General features: G+C 67.1%; 19 protein-coding genes and 1 pseudogene. 10 read left to right on the top strand and 10 right to left on the bottom strand.

What is annotated here, in order from left to right; all coding sequences use genetic code 11:
- Positions 1 to 54 precede the first annotated feature (54 nt).
- Positions 55 to 420, top strand: coding sequence for a hypothetical protein (locus EJB06_RS23735; RefSeq protein WP_126076497.1), 366 nt, complete (start codon positions 55 to 57; stop codon positions 418 to 420).
- A 386-nt stretch (positions 421 to 806) separates the two neighbouring features.
- Here EJB06_RS23735 and EJB06_RS23740 read toward each other — a convergent pair whose 3' ends face one another.
- The 4 genes and pseudogenes from EJB06_RS23740 to EJB06_RS23750 form a co-directional block, all read right to left on the bottom strand.
- On the bottom strand, positions 807 to 1028 hold the full coding sequence (locus EJB06_RS23740) for a hypothetical protein (protein ID WP_126076498.1): 222 nt from the start codon (positions 1026 to 1028) through the stop codon (positions 807 to 809).
- A 91-nt stretch (positions 1029 to 1119) separates the two neighbouring features.
- Entirely contained in the window at positions 1120 to 1497 is a 378-nt protein-coding gene (locus EJB06_RS33000) for an EAL domain-containing protein (RefSeq protein ID WP_307720472.1), read from the bottom strand.
- 82 nt (positions 1498 to 1579) lie between these two features.
- A pseudogene (locus tag EJB06_RS23745) lies at positions 1580 to 4057 on the bottom strand (bifunctional diguanylate cyclase/phosphodiesterase); the annotation flags it as partial.
- A 149-nt stretch (positions 4058 to 4206) separates the two neighbouring features.
- Complete coding sequence (locus EJB06_RS23750; protein WP_126076499.1) at positions 4207 to 5001, bottom strand: fused MFS/spermidine synthase; 795 nt, start codon at positions 4999 to 5001, stop codon at positions 4207 to 4209.
- A gap of 196 nt (positions 5002 to 5197) precedes the next feature.
- On the opposite strand from EJB06_RS23750, the gene EJB06_RS23755 reads away from it, so the two are divergent.
- The 6 genes from EJB06_RS23755 (at position 5198) to EJB06_RS23780 (ending at position 13697) form a co-directional block, all read left to right on the top strand.
- Positions 5198 to 5473 carry a hypothetical protein gene (locus tag EJB06_RS23755; RefSeq protein WP_126076500.1) on the top strand — a complete coding sequence of 92 codons (276 nt, stop codon included), beginning with the start codon at positions 5198 to 5200 and terminating at the stop codon, positions 5471 to 5473.
- Between the two features lie 17 nt (positions 5474 to 5490).
- Positions 5491 to 6651, top strand: coding sequence for a GGDEF domain-containing protein (locus tag EJB06_RS23760; protein ID WP_126076501.1), 1161 nt, complete (start codon positions 5491 to 5493; stop codon positions 6649 to 6651).
- Between the two features lie 109 nt (positions 6652 to 6760).
- A complete protein-coding gene (locus tag EJB06_RS23765) occupies positions 6761 to 8218 on the top strand; it encodes a Ppx/GppA phosphatase family protein (protein WP_126076502.1) in 1458 nt (485 codons plus the stop codon).
- Positions 8219 to 8350: 132 nt separating this feature from the next.
- The gene (locus tag EJB06_RS23770; RefSeq protein ID WP_126076503.1) at positions 8351 to 12055 is read left to right on the top strand and encodes an ATP-binding protein; all 3705 of its coding nucleotides are present in this window, start codon (positions 8351 to 8353) and stop codon (positions 12053 to 12055) included.
- 187 nt (positions 12056 to 12242) lie between these two features.
- Complete coding sequence (locus EJB06_RS23775) at positions 12243 to 12845, top strand: hypothetical protein (RefSeq protein WP_229427246.1); 603 nt, start codon at positions 12243 to 12245, stop codon at positions 12843 to 12845.
- Between the two features lie 99 nt (positions 12846 to 12944).
- On the top strand, positions 12945 to 13697 hold the full coding sequence (locus tag EJB06_RS23780) for a GNAT family N-acetyltransferase (protein ID WP_126076504.1): 753 nt from the start codon (positions 12945 to 12947) through the stop codon (positions 13695 to 13697).
- Positions 13698 to 13838: 141 nt separating this feature from the next.
- Here EJB06_RS23780 and EJB06_RS23785 read toward each other — a convergent pair whose 3' ends face one another.
- The 6 genes from EJB06_RS23785 to EJB06_RS23810 form a co-directional block, all read right to left on the bottom strand.
- Positions 13839 to 14126 (bottom strand): hypothetical protein, encoded by a 288-nt coding sequence (locus EJB06_RS23785; RefSeq protein ID WP_054263205.1) that lies wholly within the window; start codon positions 14124 to 14126, stop codon positions 13839 to 13841.
- 175 nt (positions 14127 to 14301) lie between these two features.
- The gene (locus tag EJB06_RS23790; RefSeq protein WP_126076505.1) at positions 14302 to 14958 is read right to left on the bottom strand and encodes an ABC transporter ATP-binding protein; all 657 of its coding nucleotides are present in this window, start codon (positions 14956 to 14958) and stop codon (positions 14302 to 14304) included.
- 23 nt (positions 14959 to 14981) lie between these two features.
- Positions 14982 to 15773: a phosphonate ABC transporter, permease protein PhnE gene (gene phnE, locus EJB06_RS23795; protein ID WP_126076506.1), complete on the bottom strand. Its 792-nt coding sequence runs from the start codon at positions 15771 to 15773 to the stop codon at positions 14982 to 14984.
- The gene (locus EJB06_RS23800) at positions 15770 to 16600 is read right to left on the bottom strand and encodes a PhnE/PtxC family ABC transporter permease (RefSeq protein ID WP_126076507.1); all 831 of its coding nucleotides are present in this window, start codon (positions 16598 to 16600) and stop codon (positions 15770 to 15772) included. The genes phnE and EJB06_RS23800 overlap by 4 nt, the downstream gene beginning before the upstream one ends.
- Positions 16601 to 16614: 14 nt before the next feature.
- The gene (locus tag EJB06_RS23805) at positions 16615 to 17430 is read right to left on the bottom strand and encodes a phosphonate ABC transporter ATP-binding protein (protein ID WP_126076508.1); all 816 of its coding nucleotides are present in this window, start codon (positions 17428 to 17430) and stop codon (positions 16615 to 16617) included.
- Between the two features lie 7 nt (positions 17431 to 17437).
- Positions 17438 to 18325, bottom strand: a complete 888-nt coding sequence (locus tag EJB06_RS23810) for a putative selenate ABC transporter substrate-binding protein (RefSeq protein ID WP_126076509.1) — start codon at positions 18323 to 18325, stop codon at positions 17438 to 17440.
- 138 nt (positions 18326 to 18463) lie between these two features.
- Here EJB06_RS23810 and egtD point away from each other — a divergent pair, with 138 nt between their 5' ends.
- Genes egtD through EJB06_RS23825 form a run of 3 tightly spaced genes read left to right on the top strand, consistent with a single transcriptional unit; the run spans position 18464 to position 21566 of the window.
- Positions 18464 to 19429, top strand: coding sequence for an L-histidine N(alpha)-methyltransferase (gene egtD / locus EJB06_RS23815; protein WP_126076522.1), 966 nt, complete (start codon positions 18464 to 18466; stop codon positions 19427 to 19429).
- The gene (egtB, locus tag EJB06_RS23820; protein WP_126076510.1) at positions 19426 to 20634 is read left to right on the top strand and encodes an ergothioneine biosynthesis protein EgtB; all 1209 of its coding nucleotides are present in this window, start codon (positions 19426 to 19428) and stop codon (positions 20632 to 20634) included. Before egtD ends, egtB begins: the two co-directional genes overlap by 4 nt.
- A complete protein-coding gene (locus EJB06_RS23825) occupies positions 20631 to 21566 on the top strand; it encodes a YihY/virulence factor BrkB family protein (protein ID WP_126076511.1) in 936 nt (311 codons plus the stop codon). The genes egtB and EJB06_RS23825 overlap by 4 nt, the downstream gene beginning before the upstream one ends.
- Positions 21567 to 21888: the final 322 nt, after the last annotated feature.

A 21888-nucleotide genomic window follows, 5' to 3' on the forward strand; every position in this document is an offset into this window, starting at 1 on the left:
GGCAGCCTGCGCGGTTACCATGGGGGCCGAAAATTGGCCACATGGAACTCTGCAATGAAGAACGAGAAATTAACGACAGACGAATACGACGCGCTCGGGCATATCCTGGGCGGGGCGAAGCATGACCGCTTCAACGCCTGCGTCGGGCGCAACGCCAAGCGTCTGGCGGGGCTGAAGATGATCCAGTACAGCAAGGACGGCAAACTTGCGCTGACAGAAAAAGGGCAGCAAGTCCTGTTCCTGCGCCGCTGCATCGCCGGTTTGCGCGCGCTGGCGGGCGACCCGATGGCGGTGGTCGACGCCGACGTCGTGGTCTTCCTCGGCAAAAAATCCCACATCGTCGCACTCGAAGCGGGCGGCCACAGCGTCACCGACAAAGGCCGCGAATCGCTGGCCGACATCGACGCCCAGGACAAATAAGCCCCCCGCTTGTTTCCTTCCCCCCCAACCGGGGTCAGAGCTTTAATTCGCAACATTTTACATTCTTGCTTAACCGTCCCCATCAACCAGGGTCAGAGCTTTAATTCGCAACATTTCACATTCTTGCTGGACCGTAGCGCCATTAGGGACAGACCTCGAAGGCAAAACAGGGATAGCGAAGCCCGCCTGGCATTTTATGCGGCTGTGTGCGACAAAAGTGGCGGAACACTTAACAATGTTTCGAGCCGGCGGTCTGCCCCGGTGTGCGCTGGTGCAAGAAATCGGTGGAGGGATGTAACAATATTTCGAATTAAAGCTCTGACCCCGGTTGTAGGTGTTTTTACCGGGAGGGTAGGCGGTGGCGGGGTTTGCAGGGGAAGCAGGCGCTACAGCTCGTCGCGGCGCGTGCCTTTGTAGATCAGGGTGCGGATCGCGATTTCGGAGGGGACGTTCATTGAAGCCAGGAATTCCGCCGCCTGCTGCACACCCACGCTCGGGATCGCCGCAATCGCCTGGTTGACCACGTCCCGTGTGCGGAAGTCGGTGCGCTGGCTCGGCGTTTCGCCGCCTTGCGGATCGGCCCGCTGGCGCTGGAATTCTTCACTCATTGCTGTCGCTTGGCTCGAAATGGCTGTCAGTCGACGATGATAGTCTATTTTTGAACAAAGATGTCGATCTGACTACGTATTCTGCCGTTTTTCACGCTTCCACCCGCTCGTTCTGCTCAGCCGCCAGCCCCAGCGGCAGGCTTTTGCGCTGGCGTAGCAGTTCTTCGAACGCCCCGGCGGCCAGCGGCCGGCTGAAGTAGTAGCCCTGCATGTCGTCGCAGCCATGGCGGCGCAGGTAGTCGAGCTGCTCGGCCGTCTCCACCCCTTCGGCAATCACCGACAGCTTCAGGTTGTGCGCCAGCGCGATGATCGAGGCCACGATCGCGGCATCGTTGGCGTCGCGCGTGATGTCGGAGACGAAGGAACGGTCGATCTTGAGCACGTCGATCGGAAAGCGCGACAGGTAGGACAGGCTCGAATAGCCGGTCCCGAAGTCGTCGATCGACAGGTTCACGCCGAGCGACTTCATGTTGTGCAGCAGTTCGACTGCNCAGGTTCACGCCGAGCGACTTCATGTTGTGCAGCAGTTCGACTGCCAGCGTGACATCGCTCATGAACAGGCTTTCGGTCAGTTCGATCTCCAGCAGCGAGGGCGCCAGGCCGGTGCGGGCCAGCACCTCGCTGATGTCGGCCAGCAGGGTGGGCGATCCGAACTGGCGCGCCGACAGGTTGACGGCGATGCGCAGCATGCCCAGCCCGGCATCCTGCCATGCCTTGGCCTGGGCGCAGGCGGTGCGCATGACCCAGGCGCCGATCGGCACGATCAGGCCGGTCTCTTCGGCCACCGAAATGAAACGGTCCGGCGCCACCACGCCCAGCTCGGGATGCTGCCAGCGGATCAGCGCTTCCATGCCGACCACCTGGCCGCTCGCGAGGTTGACCTGCGGCTGGTAGTGCAGCACGAATTCGTCGCGTTCGAGCGCGCTGCGCAGGGCGCTTTCGATGCGCACCCGTTCCTGCGCTTCGTCGTTCATCGCGGGCGTGTAGAACTGGAAGTTGTTGCGGCCCAGTTTCTTGGCGCGGTACATGGCGATGTCGGCGTGCTCGATCAGGCTGTCGGCGGGCGTGCCGTCGGTCGGGTACACGGCCACGCCGATGCTGCAGGTGACGAAAAACTCCTTGCTCCCCAGCGGCACCGGCTGCGCCACCGCGTCCATCAGGCGCTGCACCACGTCGGCCTGCAGCCGTTCTTCGGCGTGCTCGGTGAGGATGACGACGAATTCGTCGCCCGACAGGCGCGCCACGGTGTCGGTCTCGCGCAGGGCCATGCGCAGGCGCGCCGCGACCGTCATCAGGACCACGTCGCCGGCCTTGTGGCCCATGCTGTCGTTGACGAACTTGAAGCGATCGAGGTCGATCAGCAGCACCCACACGGGACGCTCGCAGCGCTGCGAGTAGGCCACGGCCTGACCCAGGCGGTCCTGCAGCAGGCTGCGGTTGGGCAGGCCGGTGAGCACGTCGTGCTGGGCGATGTGGTGGATCCGCTGTTCGGTGTGTTTGCGGGCGGTGATGTCGGTGCCGGTGCCGCGATAGCCGCGGAATACGCCGCCGGCGTCGAACACCGGCTCGCCGTTGATGCTGAACCAGCGCGCTTCGCCCTGTTCGTCCACGGTTTCGTATTCGAGGTCGGCGAACGGTTCGCGCGCCAGCAGTTGCGCCATGTGGGCCTTGCCCCAGTCGCTGTCCTGCATGCCGGCCACCGTGTCCCAGCGCGTGCGGCCGATCAGGCGTTCGGCCGCGACCCCGCCTTTTTCGCCGACCCCGCCGGTGATGTCGACAAAGCGCAGTTCGGCGTCCTGTTCCCAGTACCAGTCGGACGACATGCTGACCAGCTGGCGGAAGCGCTGTTCGCTTTCCTGCAGGGCCGCTTCGGTGCGGCGCCGCGCCAGCACGTCATCGGTCAGGCGCTGGTTCGACAGTTTCAGGTCGGCCGTGCGTTCCTCGACCAGCAGCTGGACGCGGCGCGAGCGCTGCACCAGCGTTTGCACGAAGGCGGTGACCAGGAGCGTGAACAGGAAACCGCCGGCCAGGGTCGAGACCGAGCCGGGATGGTTGTGCAGGAAGGGCGTGGGGGCGCCGCTGACCGCCACATGCCAGCGCTGGCCGGCCACGTCGAGCGCGGCGCTGTGGCGTTCGCGGTGGAACGAGGTGGTCCACTTGCGCAGGGGGCTGAAGGCGGCGCGCCGGCTTTCGGCGGCGGCCAGTCCGGCGCTGGCGTAGGCCAGCTGCGCCGGGTCGGGGCCGGCGCTGGCATACACCGCCAGCTGCACGCCCTGGTCGTCGGCCAGGCCGGCGCCGTGCAGGATCTTGGCGACCAGTTCGCGCGCGCGGATGATGGCGGCGGTGTCGCCGATCAGGGCCGCGCGCCGTTCGGCCGCGCTGCCCAGCGCGGCGCCGGGCCGGTACACCGGCATGATGACTTCGAAGCCGCCTTGCGGGCGCTGGTCCTGCGCCAGGCTGAGCAAGCCGGTGGCGGCGGCGCGCCCGCTGACGGTCGCTTGTTCGAGCGCGTTCATGACCTGGGTGTTGATGCCGACGTTCAGGCCGAAGGCGGCTTCGTTGCCCTGCATCGGTTCGAGGTAGTCGACCACGCTGTACTGCGCGCGCGGCGGCGCCAGGCGGCGCCCCTGCGGGCCCATTTCGGTGATGCGGGTGCCCGGCACGATCTGCTGCAGCTCGGCTTCGGCCTGGGCGCGCTGGCCGGCGCCGACCAGCCGGTGGTAGTTAAATGCCTGGATGAAGGGGTAGCGCCGCAGCAGCGGCTGGGTGAAGTCGTGGAACTGGCGGCGCGTCACCGGGTGCACGGTGGCGAACAGCTGGTTGGTGACGGTGAGGACTTCGACCGCTTCGTCGAGCCCCTGGCGGATGGCGGCCACGCGCACGCTGGCGCGCTGCTGGAAGGCGAGCGCGAGTTTGTCGTCTTCGAGCCGGGCCACGGCCACCGCCAGCGCGGTGGCGGCGGTCAGGCCGGCACCGAGCGTGAGCGCCGCCGCGACGGAAAGCGAGAACGGCAAGCGACGACGCAACATTTCCTGATTCCTAGATAAAGAGGCGAAACAAGGGCGAAAACATGCCGGCGCGGCGCGAGGCGAGCCGGATGCGTCGTTAGTTTGTCACAAAATGATGAAAATCGGTAAGTCGATTGACGTGTAGCAACTAAAAAGCCACGCGCGCCTTGTCATTTGCGACGTTCGAAGCGGTGTTGCAGCCATGCCACGACGGCGCGCGCGAACAGGCGGTTCAGCACGATGCTGCCCAGGCCGCGCCGGCGCGCCACCCAGCGCTGCACGCGCAGCGCGCGCGGGAGCGGCCGCGACGGGTCGAGCCGGGCCGGGGCCTTGACCGCGAACAGGATGTGGTTGTTGCCTGCCACGCGCTCGAACCAGCAGACGCGGTCGTTGAACATCAGGCGCAGGCGCGCCAGCATGCCGGCGTAGCGCGGGTCGTAGCTGAAGATATTCGCCACCAGCACGCCGCCGTCGCGCAGGGCGGCGCGGCAGTCGCCGTAGAAGCGCGCCGTGCCCAGCGCCGGCGGCAGGCCGGCGCTGTCGAAGCCGTCGACCACGAGCACGTCGGCGCAGGCCGGGGCGGCGGCCAGCCACTCGGCCGCGTCGGCGTGGACCACGCTGAAACGCGCGTCGTCGGGCGGCACGCAGAACTGTTCGCGCAGGGCGATGACGTCGGCGCGCAGTTCGATCACGGTGATGCGCGCCTGCGGAAAATGGCGGTAGCAGAATTTGGCCAGCGAGCCGCCGCCCAGCCCCACCATGACGATGGCGCGCGGGCGCGGCACGAACAGGGCGAAACTCATGATGGCGCGGCAGTAGGCCAGCACCAGCGCGGCGGGGCGCGAGAGGCGCATTTCGGACTGCACGTCGCCGGGCATGAATTCGAGCGTGCGGCGGTCGCCCTGCGTGCGCACCAGGGGCGGGGCGGGGATCGGCGGCGGCAGGGGCTCGGTCGGTGGCGGCATCGTGGTCGGTTGCGGGAAGGGCTGGCGCCAGTATGCCAGTATCCCAGTATCCCAGTATCCCGGTATAGCGGTTCGGCGTGCGGGCGCCCCACGCGCCCCTGTTGCGCCACATCGGTTTCTGATAAGCTGATCCTGCCCCGGCTGTGTGTGGCCGGCATCAGCGGTGCGCCAGCGGCGCGGCCAACCCGGAGAGATTATGTTTTTAGACCACCCCACCATCACCGCCACCAACAGTTTCACCGAGCCTGACCGCATCGAGCGCCTGACCCGGGTCTACGGTTACGTGGTGGCGCTGGCCGACCTCGCCGGCGTGACGGGCTTCATCGAGAAGTTCACCCAGATCCACGACCACAAGGGCACCCTGATCGTGTTCTGGAGCGATGCGCCGAACGAGGCGGAAAAGCAGTTTTTCGTCGATGCCTGGGCCAGCAAGATCGGTGACGGCAGCACCAACGTCGAACACGAAGTCTGACGCCCCACAGCGCGGCCATGGACATCACGACGATGTTGTTTGCGCTCGCGCTGGGCAACCTGAGCCTGGCCGCGGCGCTGTTCTTTTATGAGTACGAGCGCGGCAAGTCGCTGAGCTGGTCGACCTGGGCCATCGCCAAGCAGTGCCAGGCCGTGGCCTGGCTGCTGTTGTATTTTAACGGCAGCGGCGTGGTGCCGGACGCGGTCTCGATCCCGGCCGGTTACGCCGTGCTGTTCGTCGGCGTCGGCCTGGAAGCGGGCGCGCTGTGGGAATCGGTGGGACGCCTGGCCTGGCGCCGCATCGCCTATCCGGTCATGGGCGTGTCGGTGGCGGTGTTTTTGGCCTGCTACGCGATCGACGAGGGCGGCATGCGGGTGGTGGCCGGCGCGCTGATCCTGGGCGCCCTGCATCTGTTCAGCGCGGCGGCCCTGGCGCGCGGCTGGCGCGGCGCCAGCATGCTGCAGCGCTTCCTGGTCATCTCGATCGCGCTGCTGGCCCTGCTGGTGGCGGCGCGCGGTATCCTGGTGCTGACCATGCCCGAAGGCTGGGGATGGCTGAGCAAGGGCTTGCTGCAGGTGCTGACCTCGGCAGCGCTGTACCTGCTGATGCTGCTCAACGGCTTCGGCTACCTGCTGCTGGCGCGCGAGCAGCAGCGCGTGGAACTCGATCGCCTGGCGCTGGTCGATGCGCTGACCGACCTGCCCAACCGGCGCAGCTTTTTCGCGGCGCTGGCGCCGTGGATGGCGCTGGCGCGCCGGCCCGGCCAGCCGAGCGCCCTGGTGATGCTCGACTTCGACCAGTTCAAGCGCGTCAACGACAGTTACGGCCATCCGGCCGGCGACACGGTGCTGCGCAGCGTGGCCGATGTCTGCAAGCGCCAGTTGCGCGACAGCGACCAGCTGGGGCGCCTGGTGGGCGTGGAGTTCGCGCTGCTGCTGCCGCGCACCGGCATCGACGAGGCGCTGCTGGTGGCCGAGCGCATCCGGGCGGCGGTCGAGGCCAGCCCGGTCAAGACCGAGCGCGCCATGATTTCGATGACGGCCAGCTTCGGCGTGACCGTGATCCGTCCGGACGACAGCACGGTGAGCCTGTTCAAGCGCGCCGACGAGGCCCTGCGCGCGGCCAAGCAGGGCGGGCGCAACAAGGTGGTGGCGGCGGCCGGCGCGACGCCGGCGTAACTGGCAGGAATGCGAGGGCGCCGGTCATGACGGCGTCATAATAGCCCGTTACTGTAATAGGTTTTGCAGTGGGAGAGCCTTGATGACAACAATACAGAAAGAGGCTTCGATGTACGCTGCCGTAGATTTAGGTTCCAACAGTTTTCGTCTGCATATCGGCAAGCACGATGGCGATGCGATCCGGGTATTGAAAAGCGTGCGCGAGCCGATCCGGCTGGCCGCCGGCCTCGATGCCAGGGGCAACCTGACCGAGGCGGCCATGCAGTCGGCGCTGGCCTGCCTGCGCAATTTCCAGGCGGTCCTCGCCGGCTACCGCCTGGACGCGGTGCGCGTGGTCGCCACCTCGACCCTGCGCGTGGCGCGCAACGGCCCGGCCTTCCTGCCGGCCGCCGAGCAGGCCATCGGCCATCCGATCGAGATCATCTCGGGCGAGGAAGAAGGGCGCCTGATCTACATGGGCGTGGCCAGCGCCCTGGCCGATGCCTCCGAACGGCGCCTGGTGATCGATATCGGCGGCGGCTCGACCGAGATCATCCTCGGGCGCGGCGCCGAGATCGAGCGGGTCGAGTCGTTCAGCGTCGGCACGGTCAAGCAGAGCCTGTCGTTCTTTGTCGGCGGGCGCGTCGACGCGGTCTCGTTCGAAGCCGCGATCCTGTCGGCGCGCAGCCATTTCGAGGACGCCGCGCCGCCGTATCATCCGCAGTTCTGGAAGCAGGCCTACGGTTCGTCCGGCACGATCCGGGCGATCGCCGACATCATCGCCAAGAACAACCTGGGCGACGGCAAGCTCAGTCCGGCCGGACTCGATGCGCTCAAGCTGCGCTTCATCGGCTTCGGGCAGGTGGCGCTGATCGACATGCCGGGCTTGCGCCCGGACCGCGCCGGCACCATCATCGGCGGGCTGGCGATCCTGATCGCACTGATGCGCGAGCTCGATATCGAGGTCATGCAGCCGGTCGAAGCGGGCCTGCGCATGGGTGTGATGTGGGACCTGTACCTGCGCTCGATGCAGCGCGACCGGCGCGAGGAATCGGTGGTGGCGCTGGCGCGCAAATTCCATGTCGACGACGAACGCGCCAGCCGCGTGGCGCAGCTGGCCTCCGACATGTACCTGCAGCTCAAGCCGGCCGGCGACGGCTGCGCCAAGCTGCTGCGCTGGAGCGCGCTGCTGCACGAGATGGGCATGGTGGTGTCGCAGACCGGCTACCATAAACATGCGGCCTACATGATCGAGAACGCCGACCTGCCCGGGTTCACCACGCGCGAACAGCGCGTCATGAGCAAGATGATCCTGGCGCAGAAGGGCAACCTGCGCAAGGTGGCCGAGGCGCTGTCCGATACCGACTTCGCCAAGGCGGTGCTGGCGCTGCGCGTGGCGATCCTGCTGATGCACGCGCGGATCGACGCCGACGCCGGGGAACTGCGGCTGCGCATGAAGAACCGGATCGACCTGGAGATCCGGCGCGAGTGGGTCGGCAGCCATCCGACGGTGTCGTACTGGATCGAAAAAGAGCAGGAATGGTGGGACGAAGTCGGGATCGATTTCAGCGTGCGCAGCGTGGCATAACAGATAGCTGACAGGGGATTTTTGTATCAAACGCCGCCGCTGATGGCATAATTGCCATCGCCTGAACGGAGAACGGCGTTTGTACTACAAAAACAAGAGGTGACCTTGATCCAGGCCCCGGACGGATACACCGTGATTGATGCCTTGCGCGCGGACCCGCAGCCTGTCCTGCTGCGCGCGCTGCGCGACGCCGACCGCCTGCCGGTATTGCTGGCAGTGCAGGCGGCCACGCACCCCCATGCGGGCCGCATGGAACACGAATACGCTTTGCGCGACCTGCTCGACAGCGCCTGGGCCGCGACCCCGCTGGCGCTGCTGCATGACGCCGAAAAGGCAGGCGCCACCACCACCCTGGTCCTGGCCGACAGCGGCGGCGCGCCGCTCGCGCTCTCGTCCACCCCCCTCGACCTGCCCGATTTCCTGTCGCTGGCGGCCGCCATCACGCTGGCGCTGTCGCATGCGCACCACAGTCGCCTGGTGCACCGCGACCTGGAGGCGGCGCATATCCTGTTCGACCCGGCCACGGCCAGCGTGCGCCTGACCGGCTTCGGCCTGGCCACGGCGCTGGACGGGCCCGACGATCCGCAGGCCGATCTGTACCGCCTCGGGCAGCTCCTGTATCACCTGCTGGCCGGCGCGCCGGCGCCCGCCGCCGACGGCGACGCCGAGGCGCTGGCGCCGCACCGCGGCCGTCCGGGCGTGGACCGCATCTGTTCCTCGATCGTGGCGCGCCTGCTGGCGCCCGATCCGGCGCAGCGCTACCAGAGCGCGGCCGGGCTGTACGCCGACCTGCAGCACTGCCGTTCGATGCTCGAGGCGCAGGGCCGGGTCGAACCGTTCGTCCTGGGCTGCCACGACGGCGCGCTGCGGGTGCGCATTCCGGCGGTGCTGGTCGGACGCGCGCCGCAGCTGGCGCTGCTGGAGGCGGCCCTGGCCCGCGCGGCGGCCGGCTGCGCGCCGCAGCTGGTGCTGGTGTCGGGCAGTGCCGGCACCGGCAAGTCGGCGCTGGTGGCGGCCCTGCGCCATTCCGAGGCGGCGCTCGGGGCCACCGTCATCGCCGGCAAATTCGACCAGCGCCAGCGCGACATCCCCTACGCCACCCTGGCGCAGGCCTTCCAGGCGCTGGTGCGCGAACGCCTGCGCGAGGGCGAGGCCGCGCTGGCGCCGTGGCGCGCCGCGCTGCTCGCTGCGCTGGGGCCGAACGCGCGCCTGATGCTCGACCTGATTCCCGAGCTGGCGCTGGTGATCGGCGCCCATCCGGGACCGCCGCCGCTGGCGCCGCCGGAAGCGCAGAGCCGCTTCGACGGCGTCTTCCGGCGCTTCCTGCAGGCCTGCCGGCGCCCCGGCACGGCGCTGCTGCTGTGCCTCGACGACGTGCAGTGGATCGACCCGGCCAGCCTCAAGCTGCTGTCGCACCTGCTCACCCACCCCGGCATGGACCATGTGCTGGCGATCTGTGCGTGGCGCACGCGCGAGGAGGGCGGCGCGCATCCGATGGCGCTGGCGCGCGACGCCATGCTGGCCAACGGCGCCACCATGGGCATCGCAGTGCAGGCCGATGTGCATGACATCGTGCTCGAGGCGCTGGACCGCGCGCAAGCCTGCGAACTGATGGCGGCGGCGCTCGATTGCGATATCGCCGAGGCGGCCCCGCTGGCGGCGCTGGTGTACCCCAAGACCGCCGGCAATCCCTTCTTCACCCTGCAGTTCCTGACCCGCTTGGGCGAAAACCGCCTGCTGCGTTTCGACGACGCCGCCGCGCGCTGGGAGTGGGATGCGCAGGCGATCCAGGCGCGCGCGTTCTCCGACAACGTGATCGACCTGATGGTCGCGCGCCTGGGCCAGCTGCCCGGCTGCACGCTGGACCTGGTCAAGCTGCTGGCCTGCCTCGGTCCGGACGCGGGACTCGACACCATCGCGCTGGTGTCGGGCATGTCGCTGCTGGAGACCGACGAAACCCTGTGGCCGGCGGCGCGCCTGGGCCTGATCGTGCGCGAGCCGGGCAACTACCGCTTCGCCCACGACCGCGTGCAGGAAGGCGCGTACTCGATGATCGAGCCCTCGACGCTGCCCGAACGGCACCTGCACATCGGGCGCCTGCTGCGCGCGAACGTGGTGCCGGAAGCGCTCGACCAGTACGTGTTCGACATCGTGCATCACCTGAACCGGGCGCGCACCGCCATGAGCGCCCAGCGCGAGCTGCGCGAACTGGCGCAGCTGAACGCGCTGGCCGGGATCAAGGCGCGCAACGCGATCGCCTACGATTCGGCGCGCAACTACTTCAGCCTGGCGGCCGGCCTGACCCCGTCGCGCGCCTGGAAGGACGATGTCGACGGCACCTACGCCATGTACGCCGCGCTGGCCGAATGCGAATACCTGTGCGGCCACCTGGAGCGCGCCGGACGCCTGTTCGACCTGCTGGTCGAGCAGGCGCGTTCGCGCAGCGACCTGGCCCGGGTGGCACTGCTGCGGGTGGCCGTGTACCAGCTGCGCGGCCGCTTCGACCAGGCGGTGGCGGTGGCGTTCGACGCGCTGGCCCTGTTCGGCGTGACGTTCCCGTCGGTGCGCGCCGAGATCGACTGGGCCCTGCGCGACGAGCGCGCCGCGATCGCGCTGCGGATGGACGGGCGCAGCATCGACAGCCTGGGCGCGCTGCCGGTCAGCACCGACCCGGAAGTGGCCATCGTGGCCGAACTGTTGTCCGACGTCGGTTCTCCGGTGTTTTCGGCGCGCCCGGAACTGTACTTCCTGCTGGCCGCCAAGGCGCTCAATTACACGCTCACGCACGGACGCACGGAGTCGTCCTGCATGATCTATTCGCGCTACGCGATCCTGCTGGTGTCGCTGGGTGCGATCGAGGACGCGTTCGCGTTTTCGGCGCTGGCCATCGAGCAGGTGCAGTTCAACGCGCCGCCGTCCAAGCGCAGCGGACGCCTGCGCTTCGTGCATGCGGCTTACATCCACTCGTGGCGCGACCCGATCGCCACCAGCGTCGAGCCGCTGCGCGAGGCGTTTGCCAGCTGCGAGCGCGCCGGCGACCTGCCGCACGCAGGCTACGCGGCCCATGTCGCAACCTGGAACGCATTCGAGGCCGGCCTGCCGCTGGCCGAGGTGCGCCGCATGGCCGCGCATTACCAGGGCTTCGCGCGGCGCCATGCCAACCACGCGCTGCTGCGCCTCCTGCGCGGCTACGAACAGCTGGCCGAGACCTTCATCGGCGCCGGCGATGCCGCCGGCAGCATCGCCGATTTCGGCCAGGGCAGCTTCGGCGCGGCGCGCGCGCGCTATCTCCTGATGCAGCAGGTGGCGGCGTTCAGCTTCGGCCGCTACGAGGAAGCGCTGGCGGCGTCGGAAGCGGCGGCGGCCAACCTGCACTTCTTCCTCGCCTCGCTCAACGAAACCACCCATCACTTCTACCATGCGCTGGCGATGACGGCGCTGTACCGCTCTGCCGCGCCGGCGCGCCGGCGGCGCCTGCTCGAAGCGGTGTGCGACAAGCACGCGCTGCTGGCCGGGTGGGCGGCCTCGTGCCCGGTCAATTTCGCCAACCGCTACCTGCTGGTGGGCGCCGAGCTGGCGCGCATCGACGGCAATCCGGTCGCGGCGATGGAAGGCTACGAAGCGGCGATCGCCTCGGCCATGCAGGGCGGCTTCGTGCAGAACGCGGCGCTGGCCTGCGAACTGGCGGCAGCCTGCCGCGACGAGCTTGGCGACACCGCCGGCGCCCTGGCCTATGCGCGGCGCGCGCTGATGGCCTGGAGCGGGTGGGGCGCGCAGGCCAAGGTGCGCGACGTGTTGCGGCGCTATCCGGCCTTGTCGGCATGGCATAAGCAGTGACGTAAATCTGCAAATATTTCTGTGTGGAAGGTGATCCACGTCAATATTCGAGGAAGGGCAGGGCAAGCGCTGCGGCATCTCGCGGCGACTTGCCGTAATGTTGCATGATCTCAAGAAAAAGTGCTGCGTGTCGGCAATTGAGTAAATCGTATATACTGTTTAAATCGATATGAAACGGAGTCGCTCAATGACCAAGACAGCAAGCTCAAAAACCAACGGACACACCATCGCCGACCTGAAAGAGGCCGCTCCGGCGCCACGCGCCGCCAGGGCGGCGGCCAAGCCGGCCGCCAAAGCGCCCGTAAAAGCCAGTGCCAAGGCGCCGGTCAAGGCGGCTGTAAAGACGCCGGCCAAGGCTGCGGCCAAGCCGGCTGCGGCCAAACCTGCGGCGGCCAAGCCGGCAGCGGCCAAGCCGGCGGCAGCCAAGCCGGCAGCAGCCAAACCCGCGGCGGCCAAGCCTGCAGCGGTCAAGCCGGCGGCCGTCAAGCCTGCGGCGGCCAAGCCGGCGCCGAAGCGCGCCGCGCCCGCGCCTGCGGCCGAGGTGGAAGCCGGTTCGCGCGACAAGGCGCGCAAGGCCAAGCTGGTACGCGACAGCTTCACCATGCCGGAGCAGGAGTACGCGGTGCTCGGCCAGGTCAAGAAAGCCTGCCTGAAAGCCGGCTTCGAGATCAAGAAGAGCGAGCTGCTGCGCATCGGCGTGGCCCTGATCAGCGATTGCGACATCGCGACCCTGCAGAAAGTGCTGTCGAGCCTTCCGCAGCTCAAGACCGGGCGCCCGAAAAGCGAATAAGCCGGAACGCCGCGTGTCATCAAGCTGACACGCGGCTGTCACTGTCTTGACAGATTAGGCAGTTAGTCTGTGCTTCGTTGCCACTGAAAAGGACGAAGCATGCAAAACCTCCATCCCTCCCCAGAGACAAAATCGGCAGCGCCCCGGCTCATCCTCAGCCTGGCATCGACTGCCGCCGAAGTGCGCGAAGTGCAGCGCCTGCGCTACAAGGTCTTCATCGAGGCGATGGGCCTGGCCGCGCTGGTCAACCCCGAGCGGCTCGACCGCGACGAATTCGACGAGCACTGCGACCACCTGATCGTGCGCGACGCCTCGACCCTGAAGGTGGTGGGGACTTATCGCGTGCTCAACCCGGCCAAGGCGCGCAAGATCGGCCGCCTGTACGCCGAAAACGAATTCGACCTCGGGCGCCTGAACCATCTGCGCAACCGCATCATCGAAGCCGGGCGCGCCTGCATCCATCCCAAGTACCGTGGCGGCAGCGTTATCATGCTGCTGTGGGCCGGCCTGGCCGATTACATGCGGCGCGAGCGCTGCGACTTCCTGGCCGGCTGCGCCAGCATGAGCGTGGCCGACGGCGGCCACAATGCGGTCGCGGTGTACCAGTCGCTGATCTACAAGCATGCCGCGCCGGCCGAATACCGGGTCACGCCGCATTTGCCGTTTCCGATCCGCGCCCTGGCGCCGGCGGCCAGGGCGCAGGTGCCGGCGCTGGTCAAGGGCTATGTGCGTTCGGGGGCATGGCTGTGCGGGGAACCGGCCTGGGATCCTGATTTCGAGAGTGCGGATGTGTTTTTGCTGCTGCCGCTGGAGAACCTGGACAGCCGGTATGCGCGGCATTACGGGGTGTAGAAGCTGGCGTCCGCACGGGGTTTCGGTGTGGATGCAGCATGGACTGCGTGGGTGAAGCGCGTGCTTCCTGATGCCTTGCTATGTGCCGTTACAACGGGCGCCGGACAATGCGCTGCCGGCGCCAGGCAGCATGCGTACTGCCTAGTGCATTGACGCGTTGGACAAATCCTTCAAGTCGCGGATGCTCATATCCGACTTTTCGTGCATGCGCAGCAAAATCGTCGCGCCCACGGCCAGTTTCCGATGGCGGATCTTGCTGATGATTGGCGGCTGCACTTCCAGCACGCGGCACAACTCCGCATCGTTCTTGAGGTTCATCTTTTCGATCAAGGTGTCGAGCAGTTTGTTCGGCACAAAGCTCGACGGTTCGAGCGCTCGAGCGCGGTTCATCGCCTCGATCATTTCCAGTTTCTTTTGCCGTACGTTCATCGTACTCCTCCAAAGATTATTTTTTCATTGATGGGGGACTGATCGACTGTTGGTCAACTTCAACCCGTTTGTTACATTCGGATATATTTCATGCATCGCGGGTTTGGTTCGATAATACTACTGAAAGAATATACTCGCAGCAAAGTTAATAAATTAAACGACGGAAATGCGGCTTTTAACGCACATCTTGCACAATTTGCAATCCTTGGCGCGTCAAAATCAGTGTTTTGTCGGCTTGCGCGGCCGCCGCGTGAGAATGTGTGACCATGATGGCGGAAGCGCCGCTGGCTTTCACTTCCGCGCGAAGTAGTGCCAAAATGCTATCGGCCGTTTCCGGATCGAGGTTGCCGGTGGGTTCGTCGGCCAGTACCAGCGCCGGCCGGTGCACCAGCGCGCGCGCGATCGCCACGCGCTGCATTTCGCCGCCGGACAGCTGGCGCGGAAAATCGCCGTTGCGTCCGCCCAGGCCCACTGCGTCCAGCATGGCGCTTGCGCGTTCCTGGCGCTGGCCGTTCAGGAGCAGCGGCAGGGCGACATTCTGTTCCAGGGTCAGGTGCGGCAGCACGTGGAAGGCCTGGAAGATGAAGCCCATGCGCGTGCGCCGCAGGCCGGTGGCGGCATTGTCGTCGAGCGCCGACATCGGCTGGCCGTCGATCACGATCTCGCCGCCGTCGGGCGAATCGAGGCCGGCGATGAGGTTGAGCAGGGTCGATTTTCCGACCCCCGACTCGCCCATGATGGCGACGAATTCGCCGGCCTTGAAGTGGTGCGACAGGCGGTTCAGGACCGGACGGCCGTTGTAGGTTTTGGCGAGATCGCGCAGTTCGAGCATGGGTGGAGGGCCTGGTAAGACGATTAACGGGTCAGGGCGCGGCGCAGCGCGAAGCTGGCCGCGTCGACCAGCGCCACCAGCAGCAGCATGGCGATGATGACGGTGGCCGCGCTTTGCATCTGGAACAGCGACAGGTGAAATTTGAGCATCTGGCCAAGGCCGCCGGCGCCCACCACGCCCAGCACGGCGGCGGCGCGGATATTGTTCTCCCAGCGGTACAGGGTGTACGAGAGCATCTGGGGCAGCGTCTGCGGCAGGGTGGCGTAGCAGAACGCGGCGCCGGGCGAGGCGCCGTTGACGACCAGCGAACGTTCCGGGTGCGGGTCGCAGTTTTCCAGCGCGTCGGCGAACAGGCGACCCAGCACGCCGCTGGTGTGCGCGGCCAGCGCCAGGGTGCCGGCGAAGGGACCCAGGCCGGCGGCGACCAGCAGCAGCGAGGCCCACACCAGTTCCGGAATCGAGCGCAGCACGTTAAGCAGCACCCGCGCGGCGGCGCGCTGGACGCGGCCGAAGCGCCCGGCGGCCGACATCGACAGCGCCATGCCGCCGGCCACCGCCAGCAGGGTGCCGATGGCCGACATCGACAAGGTCTCCAGCGCGGCCAGCGCGGTCTTGCGCAAGAAGGCCGGCGCGCTCTCGGGCGGGGCGAAGCCGGCCAAAAATTCCATGGTCACGGCGGCGGCGTCGGGCGAGAAAAAGGCCGACCATTGCAGCGGCAGCGAGGCGAAGCTGGCCGCCACCAGCGCCAGCAGGGCCGCGCCGAGCAGCCAGGTGGAGAAGCGGCGCGGCGGCGCGGCGGGCAGGCGGCGCGTCATCCGAGCCTCCGGCGCAGCAGTCTGGAGACCCAGTCGGCCAGCGCGACCAGCAGCACGAACATGATCAGCATGGTGCACACTTCGCCGCCGGCCATCATGCGGGTCGATTCATCCATGCGCTGACCGAGCCCGCCGGCGCCGACAAAGCCGATCACCGCCGAACCGCGTATCGCGCACTCCCAGCGGTAGACGGTGTACGAGACCAGTTCGGCGGCGGACTCCGGCAACGCGCCGTACAGCAGCGCGGCCAGGCGCGAACTGCCGTTGGCCAGCAGCGCGTCGGTGGCGTGGGCGTCGGACGACTCGAGGATTTCGGCGTAGACCTTGCCCAGCATGCCGCAGTAGGTGAGGGCGATGGCCAGCACGCCGGCGGTCGGGCCCAGGCCGACCACGCGCACGAACAGGATGGCCCACACCAGTTCGGGCACGCTGCGCAGCAGGACCAGCACCCAGCGCACCGCCTGGCGCAGCAGGCTGGCGGCCCAGTACATGCGCCCGGTGCCCAGGCGCGAGACCGACAGGCGCTCGCTGACGATCAGGGTGGCGGGGATGGCGCCGAGCAGCGCCAGGGTGAGGCCGGCAGTGGCGATGGCCACCGTTTGCCAGGTTTCGCGCAGCACCATCCACAGGAAGTCGGGCGCGTGCGCGGGCCTGAGGAAGCCGGCCAGGAACTCGCCGGCGGCGGACAGGCTTTGCAGGTCGAACAGGATCCACGGCTTGAATTCGCTGAAGACCATGGCGGGCCACAGCAGCGCCAGGCCGAAGGCGACCATGGCGAGGCGCTTGCGCCATGCCGGGTCGGGATGCCGTTGGAGGAAAGCGGACATGCGTCTGGGGCGGGCTAGAAGCAGGCGCCGACGGCCAGGCGTTCGGGCGTCTCGTGCGGCACGAGCGGCGCCGGCGCGACCGATTCGTTCTGGTACAGCGCGGCGATCATCTCGTCGCTGACATCCTCGCGCGCGGCGTCGAAGACGATGCGGCCGTCGCGCAGCCCGACGATGCGGGCAAAATTGGCGCGCGCCATGTCGACCTGGTGCAGGCTGCAGACCAGGGTGGCGTTGCGGCTGGCCGCTTCCTGCTGCAGCGCCGAGAGGGTCAGTTGCGACAGGGCCGGGTCGAGCGCGGACAGCGGCTCGTCGACCAGGAATACCTTGGAAGAGGACAGCAGCAGGCGCGCCAGGCCGCAGCGCTGGCGTTCGCCGCCCGACAGGCGGTCGACCCGCGCATACAGCTTTTCGCCCAGGCCGAAGCGGGCCAGCGCATCGTAGGCGGCATCCGGATCGGCCGGTTTGAAGAGGGAAGACAGGGCCTGGGCCAGGCTCCAGCGGGGCAGGCGCGCGGCCAGCACCGCGCTGACCACGCGCTGGCGCGGCGGCAGGGGCGGCGTTTGCGGCGCCAGGAACAGGCTGGCGCGCAGCTTGTGGCGCGCCTTGCCGCTCAGGGTCCACGGCTGCTGCCCGAGCGCTTCGAACAGGCCGCCGGACGGCGCGTGGGCGCAGGCCAGGGTGTGCAGCAGCGTGGTCTTGCCGGCGCCCGACGGGCCGATCACGGCCAGCTGCTCGCCTTGTTCCACCACCAGGTCGATCGCGTGCAGGGCCGGCGCGCGCGTGCCGGCCTGGTGATGCACGGTGAGTTTGTCGAGCCGGTAGCTGGTCATGCCGCGCTTACTTGAGCAGCTTGGCGCTGCGCGCGGCCGCTTCGATGGCCTTGTAGTTGTCCGGCGTGGTCGGCACGAACTTGCTGGCCTTTTGCAGTTCCAGGATTTCCTTGCCTTCCGGGGTGGACTTGTCGAGGGCGAGGAAGGCGTCGCTCAGCTTCTTCTTCATCGCGGCCGGCATGTCCGAACGCACGCTCCAGTTGTAGTCGAAGTAGCCCGGGGTGGTGTAGAACACGCGCACGGCGGCCGGGTCGACCTTCTTCTCGGCGACCAGTTTTTCCCAGACCGAGATATTCAGCGCGCCCGCATCGACCTTGCCGCCGGCGACAGCGGCCACGGTCGCGTCGTGGGCGCCGGAGTAGGCGACGCGTTTCAGGTCGGCGTCCGGATCGATCTTGGCGGCCAGCATATAAGAGCGCGGCATCAGGTGGCCCGAGGTCGACGATTCGGAACCGAAGCTCAGGGTCTTGCCCTTGAGGTCGTCGAGCTTGTTGATGTCGGCCTTGGTGGTGACGAACACCGAGCGGAAGGCGGTATCTTCCTGGCGCTGCACCAGCGGCGTGACCTGGCCCTTGCTGCGCACATTGGCCTGCACGAAGGTGAAGCCGCCGAACCAGACCAGGTCGAGGCGCTTGTTGACCAGGCCTTCGACGGCGGCCGGGTAATCGGTGACGGGGGTGAATTCGACCTTCAGGCCGGTGGCCTTGGCCAGGTACTCGCCCAGCGGCTTGAACTTGCGCTGCAATTCGGTCGGCGCTTCGTCCGGAATGGCCGATACGCGCAGTACGCCCGGGGTGACCTGGGCCAGGGCGCTGGCGCCGCTCAGCAGGAGAGTGGCCCCGATGGATGCAGCCAGCATGGTGTTAAGGGTGCGCCGGGTGGAAAATTTGGTCATGGTTTGCCTGTCCTGGGAAGGTCGATGGGGGAGCCGGCTAGCGAGCACGCTTGAACGCCGGGCGAACCGTGAAATACGGGATATTCAGCTATGATAACAAAAACACCCACGCAGCGATCTCGATTGACCAATAAAACCATGCCGACCTCCAGCCTGCCCGACGCGCGCGACGAGCGCCCCAGCGGCGCCATCGCTTCCGAACTGCGTGCCGGCCTGCTCGGCCGGGAGGCGGCGATTTCGCCCAAATTCCTGTACGACGCGCTGGGCTCCCGGCTGTTCGAGGCGATTTGCGAACTGCCCGAGTACTATCCGACCCGCACCGAGGCTGCCATCGCGGTGCGCCACGGGGCCGACATCGCGCGTGCGATCGGTCCGGGCGCGACCCTGATCGACCTGGGCGCCGGCAATTGCGCCAAGGCGGCGCGCCTGTTCCCGCTGCTGCATCCGGCCCAGTATGTGGCCATCGATATCTCCCACGATTTTCTGCGCGAGTCGATCGAACGGCTGCAGCAGCGCTTTCCGCACATCGAGATGACCGGGCTGGGGCTCGATTTTTCGGAGCGGCTCGCGCTGCCGGGCGTGGTGCGCGCCGAGAAGCGCCTGTTTTTCTATCCGGGTTCCTCGATCGGCAACTACACGCCCGAGCAGGCGCGCGCCTTTCTCGGCCGCCTGCGCGCGCAGTGCGACGACGATGGCGCGCTGCTGATCGGGATCGACCTGGTGAAGGACGCCGCCACCCTGAACGCGGCCTACGACGACGCCATCGGCGTGACGGCGGCCTTTAACCTGAATATCCTGCGCCACGTGAACCAGTTGATGGGCGCCGACTTCGATGTGGCGCAGTGGCGCCATCGCGGCTTTTTCAATCCCGGCGAAAGCCGGGTCGAAATGCACCTGGAAGCGCGCGAAGCGCTGACCGTGCGCTGGCCGGGCGGCGAGCGCGCATTTAAGGCGGGCGAGCGGATTCACACCGAGAACAGCTACAAGTACCGCCAGAGCGCGGCCATCGGTCTGCTGGAGCAGTCCGGGTTTCGCAGCGTACATGTCTGGACCGATCCGGACCAGTGGTTTGCCGTTGTCTACGCGCGCGCGCTGCCCCGATGACGATGCGCGATCGTTACGAGGCCGTGCGCAAACGTTCGCTGATGCTGGCCGAACCGCTGTCGGACGAGGACTGCGGCGCGCAGTCGATGCCCGACGCCAGCCCGGTCAAGTGGCACCTGGCGCATACCACCTGGTTTTTCGAGACCTTTATCCTGGAGCGCTTCGAAGAAGGCTTCGCGCCGTTTCATCCGGCCTTCCGGGTCCTGTTCAACTCCTATTACAACGGCATCGGCGAGCGCCACCCGCGCGCCCAGCGCTCCCTGCTGACGCGTCCCGCCATGCGCGAGGTGCGCGCCTACCGCGCCGATGTCGACGCGCGCGTGGCGCGTTTGCTGGCGGCGCAGCCAGGCGAGGAACTGCTGCACCTCCTGACCCTCGGATTGCAGCACGAGCAGCAGCACCAGGAACTGATACTTACCGATGTCAAGCACATGCTGGCGCAGAACGCCATGTGGCCCGCTTACATGGATAGCGCGCTGGCGCGCGCCCAGGCGGCCGCTCCGCTGGCATGGATCGCTTTCGACGGCGGCCTGGCCGATATCGGCCACGCGGATGCCGGCTTTTGCTTCGATAACGAACTGCCGCGCCACCGCCAGTACGTGGCCCCGTTCGCGCTGGCCTCGCGCCTGGTCACCAACGGCGAGTACCTGGCCTTCATCGAGGCGGGCGGCTACCGCGACCCGGCGCTGTGGCTGTCCGAAGGCTGGGACCGGGTGTGCGAGCTGAAACTGGCGCACCCCTTGTACTGGCAGCGCGACGGAGACGGACTGTGGCACGAATTCACCCTGCACGGCTTGCAGCCGCTCGACGCGGCGCGGCCGGCGACGCACCTGTCGCTGTATGAAGCCGACGCCTTTGCGCACTGGATGGACGCGCGCCTGCCGACCGAGGCGGAATGGGAAGTCGCCAGCGCCGGCGTCCAGACGGCCGCGGGCGGGCTGCATCCGGCGGCCTCGCACGGCGACGGCCTGCAGCAGATGTTCGGCGAGTGCTGGCAGTGGACCAGCAGCAGTTATGCGCCGTATCCGGGCTACGCCTGCGCGCCCGGTGCGCTGGGCGAGTACAACGGCAAGTTCATGCTGAACCAGTACGTGCTGCGCGGCTCGTCGTGCGCCACGCCGCCTGGGCATGCGCGCGCCAGCTACCGCAATTTCTTCCCTGCCGGGGCGCGCTGGCAGTTCACCGGCATCCGGCTCGCGCGATGAAAGTATCGAAGGGACTGCGCCTGCGTATCCTGAACCGGCGCGCGAACGCCTACGTGCTGGCGCATCCGCTGGAGTTTGCGTGGCAGACGCTCAAGGGTTTCAAGGCCAACCAGGGATTGCTGCTGGCCGGGGCGGTGGCGTATTACGCGCTGCTGTCGATCGTGCCGTTCCTGATGCTGGTGGTGGTGGCGCTGTCGCACTTCATCGACCAGGCCGAGTTGCTCTCGACCCTGGCGCGCTATCTGGAGTGGCTGGTGCCGGGGCAGTCCAAGGCCATCGTCGGGGAGCTGGCGCACTTCATGGACGACCGCGACCTGGTGACGTGGGTGCTGTTCGCCAGCATGCTGTTTTTTAGCTCGCTCGCCTTTACCGCGCTGGAAAACGCGATGAGCGTGATCTTCCACCACCGGGTGGCGATCCGGCGGCGGCGCTTTTTGATCTCGGCGATCCTGCCTTACTGTTACATCCTGGCGCTCGGCGCGGGCATCATGATCGTCACGCTGGTGGCGGGCACCCTGCAGGTCATGGGCGAGGAGAGCGTGCACTTTCTCGGCTACGAGTGGTCGCTCGGCGGCGTCTCCGGCGTGCTGCTGTACTGCCTGGGGCTGAGCGGGGAAATCCTGGTGCTCAGTTCCATCTACCTGGTCATGCCGGTGGGACGGCTGTCGCTGTCGCATGCGCTCATCGGCGGGGTGACCGCGGCGCTGTTGTGGGAAATCGCGCGCCATGTGCTGGTCTGGTATTTTTCGACCCTGTCGCAGGTGAACATGGTGTACGGCTCGATGACGACCGCCATCGTGGTCATGTTCAGCCTGGAGATCGGCGCGACCTTGCTGCTGTTCGGCGCGCAGGTGATTTCGGAATACGAGCGGGCCGGACGCAACGAGCAGCACAAGGAGCCGATTCCGATGACGACGCGGCCGGCGCGGTAATGCGACAACTTGTCCGATAAAGTTTGCTGCAGCGCACAAACGTGTGCTACACTACGTTCAGTGGTGAGGTTCAAACGAACCGAAGCACTATCCAGAGCCTGCACCGCCGCGCAATATGTGTAATGTCGCAAAGGTAGATGGTCGCAACAGCATGGATTTGTAATTCCGGATACGGTAGTCGATTTACACGTCAGGGCACCACGCAGATAGCATGGGCGCCTGGGATACGATTAAAGCATTGGTAATACATTGGAATAGAGCTCGCTTCGGCGAGCTTTTTTTTCGTGGTGCGCCCAGCATGGGCGCACTCCTGTGGGTGAAA

It is taken from the genome of Massilia atriviolacea (assembly GCF_003953935.1).
GTDB classification, from domain to species: domain Bacteria; phylum Pseudomonadota; class Gammaproteobacteria; order Burkholderiales; family Burkholderiaceae_D; genus Telluria_A; species Telluria_A atriviolacea.

What these genes read in the sequence shown, in the direction of transcription:
- EJB06_RS23735 (WP_126076497.1), top strand. Translation starts at nt 55, where the DNA reads ATGAAGAACGAGAAATTAACGACAGACGAATACGACGCGCTCGGGCAT.
- EJB06_RS23740 (WP_126076498.1), bottom strand. Translation starts at nt 1,028, where the DNA reads ATGAGTGAAGAATTCCAGCGCCAGCGGGCCGATCCGCAAGGCGGCGAA.
- EJB06_RS33000 (WP_307720472.1), bottom strand. Translation starts at nt 1,497, where the DNA reads ATGAAGTCGCTCGGCGTGAACCTGTCGATCGACGACTTCGGGACCGGC.
- EJB06_RS23750 (WP_126076499.1), bottom strand. Translation starts at nt 5,001, where the DNA reads ATGCCGCCACCGACCGAGCCCCTGCCGCCGCCGATCCCCGCCCCGCCC.
- EJB06_RS23755 (WP_126076500.1), top strand. Translation starts at nt 5,198, where the DNA reads ATGTTTTTAGACCACCCCACCATCACCGCCACCAACAGTTTCACCGAG.
- EJB06_RS23760 (WP_126076501.1), top strand. Translation starts at nt 5,491, where the DNA reads ATGGACATCACGACGATGTTGTTTGCGCTCGCGCTGGGCAACCTGAGC.
- EJB06_RS23765 (WP_126076502.1), top strand. Translation starts at nt 6,761, where the DNA reads ATGTACGCTGCCGTAGATTTAGGTTCCAACAGTTTTCGTCTGCATATC.
- EJB06_RS23775 (WP_229427246.1), top strand. Translation starts at nt 12,243, where the DNA reads ATGACCAAGACAGCAAGCTCAAAAACCAACGGACACACCATCGCCGAC.
- EJB06_RS23780 (WP_126076504.1), top strand. Translation starts at nt 12,945, where the DNA reads ATGCAAAACCTCCATCCCTCCCCAGAGACAAAATCGGCAGCGCCCCGG.
- EJB06_RS23785 (WP_054263205.1), bottom strand. Translation starts at nt 14,126, where the DNA reads ATGAACGTACGGCAAAAGAAACTGGAAATGATCGAGGCGATGAACCGC.
- EJB06_RS23790 (WP_126076505.1), bottom strand. Translation starts at nt 14,958, where the DNA reads ATGCTCGAACTGCGCGATCTCGCCAAAACCTACAACGGCCGTCCGGTC.
- phnE (WP_126076506.1), bottom strand. Translation starts at nt 15,773, where the DNA reads ATGACGCGCCGCCTGCCCGCCGCGCCGCCGCGCCGCTTCTCCACCTGG.
- EJB06_RS23800 (WP_126076507.1), bottom strand. Translation starts at nt 16,600, where the DNA reads ATGTCCGCTTTCCTCCAACGGCATCCCGACCCGGCATGGCGCAAGCGC.
- EJB06_RS23805 (WP_126076508.1), bottom strand. Translation starts at nt 17,430, where the DNA reads ATGACCAGCTACCGGCTCGACAAACTCACCGTGCATCACCAGGCCGGC.
- EJB06_RS23810 (WP_126076509.1), bottom strand. Translation starts at nt 18,325, where the DNA reads ATGACCAAATTTTCCACCCGGCGCACCCTTAACACCATGCTGGCTGCA.
- egtD (WP_126076522.1), top strand. Translation starts at nt 18,464, where the DNA reads ATGCCGACCTCCAGCCTGCCCGACGCGCGCGACGAGCGCCCCAGCGGC.
- egtB (WP_126076510.1), top strand. Translation starts at nt 19,426, where the DNA reads ATGACGATGCGCGATCGTTACGAGGCCGTGCGCAAACGTTCGCTGATG.
- EJB06_RS23825 (WP_126076511.1), top strand. Translation starts at nt 20,631, where the DNA reads ATGAAAGTATCGAAGGGACTGCGCCTGCGTATCCTGAACCGGCGCGCG.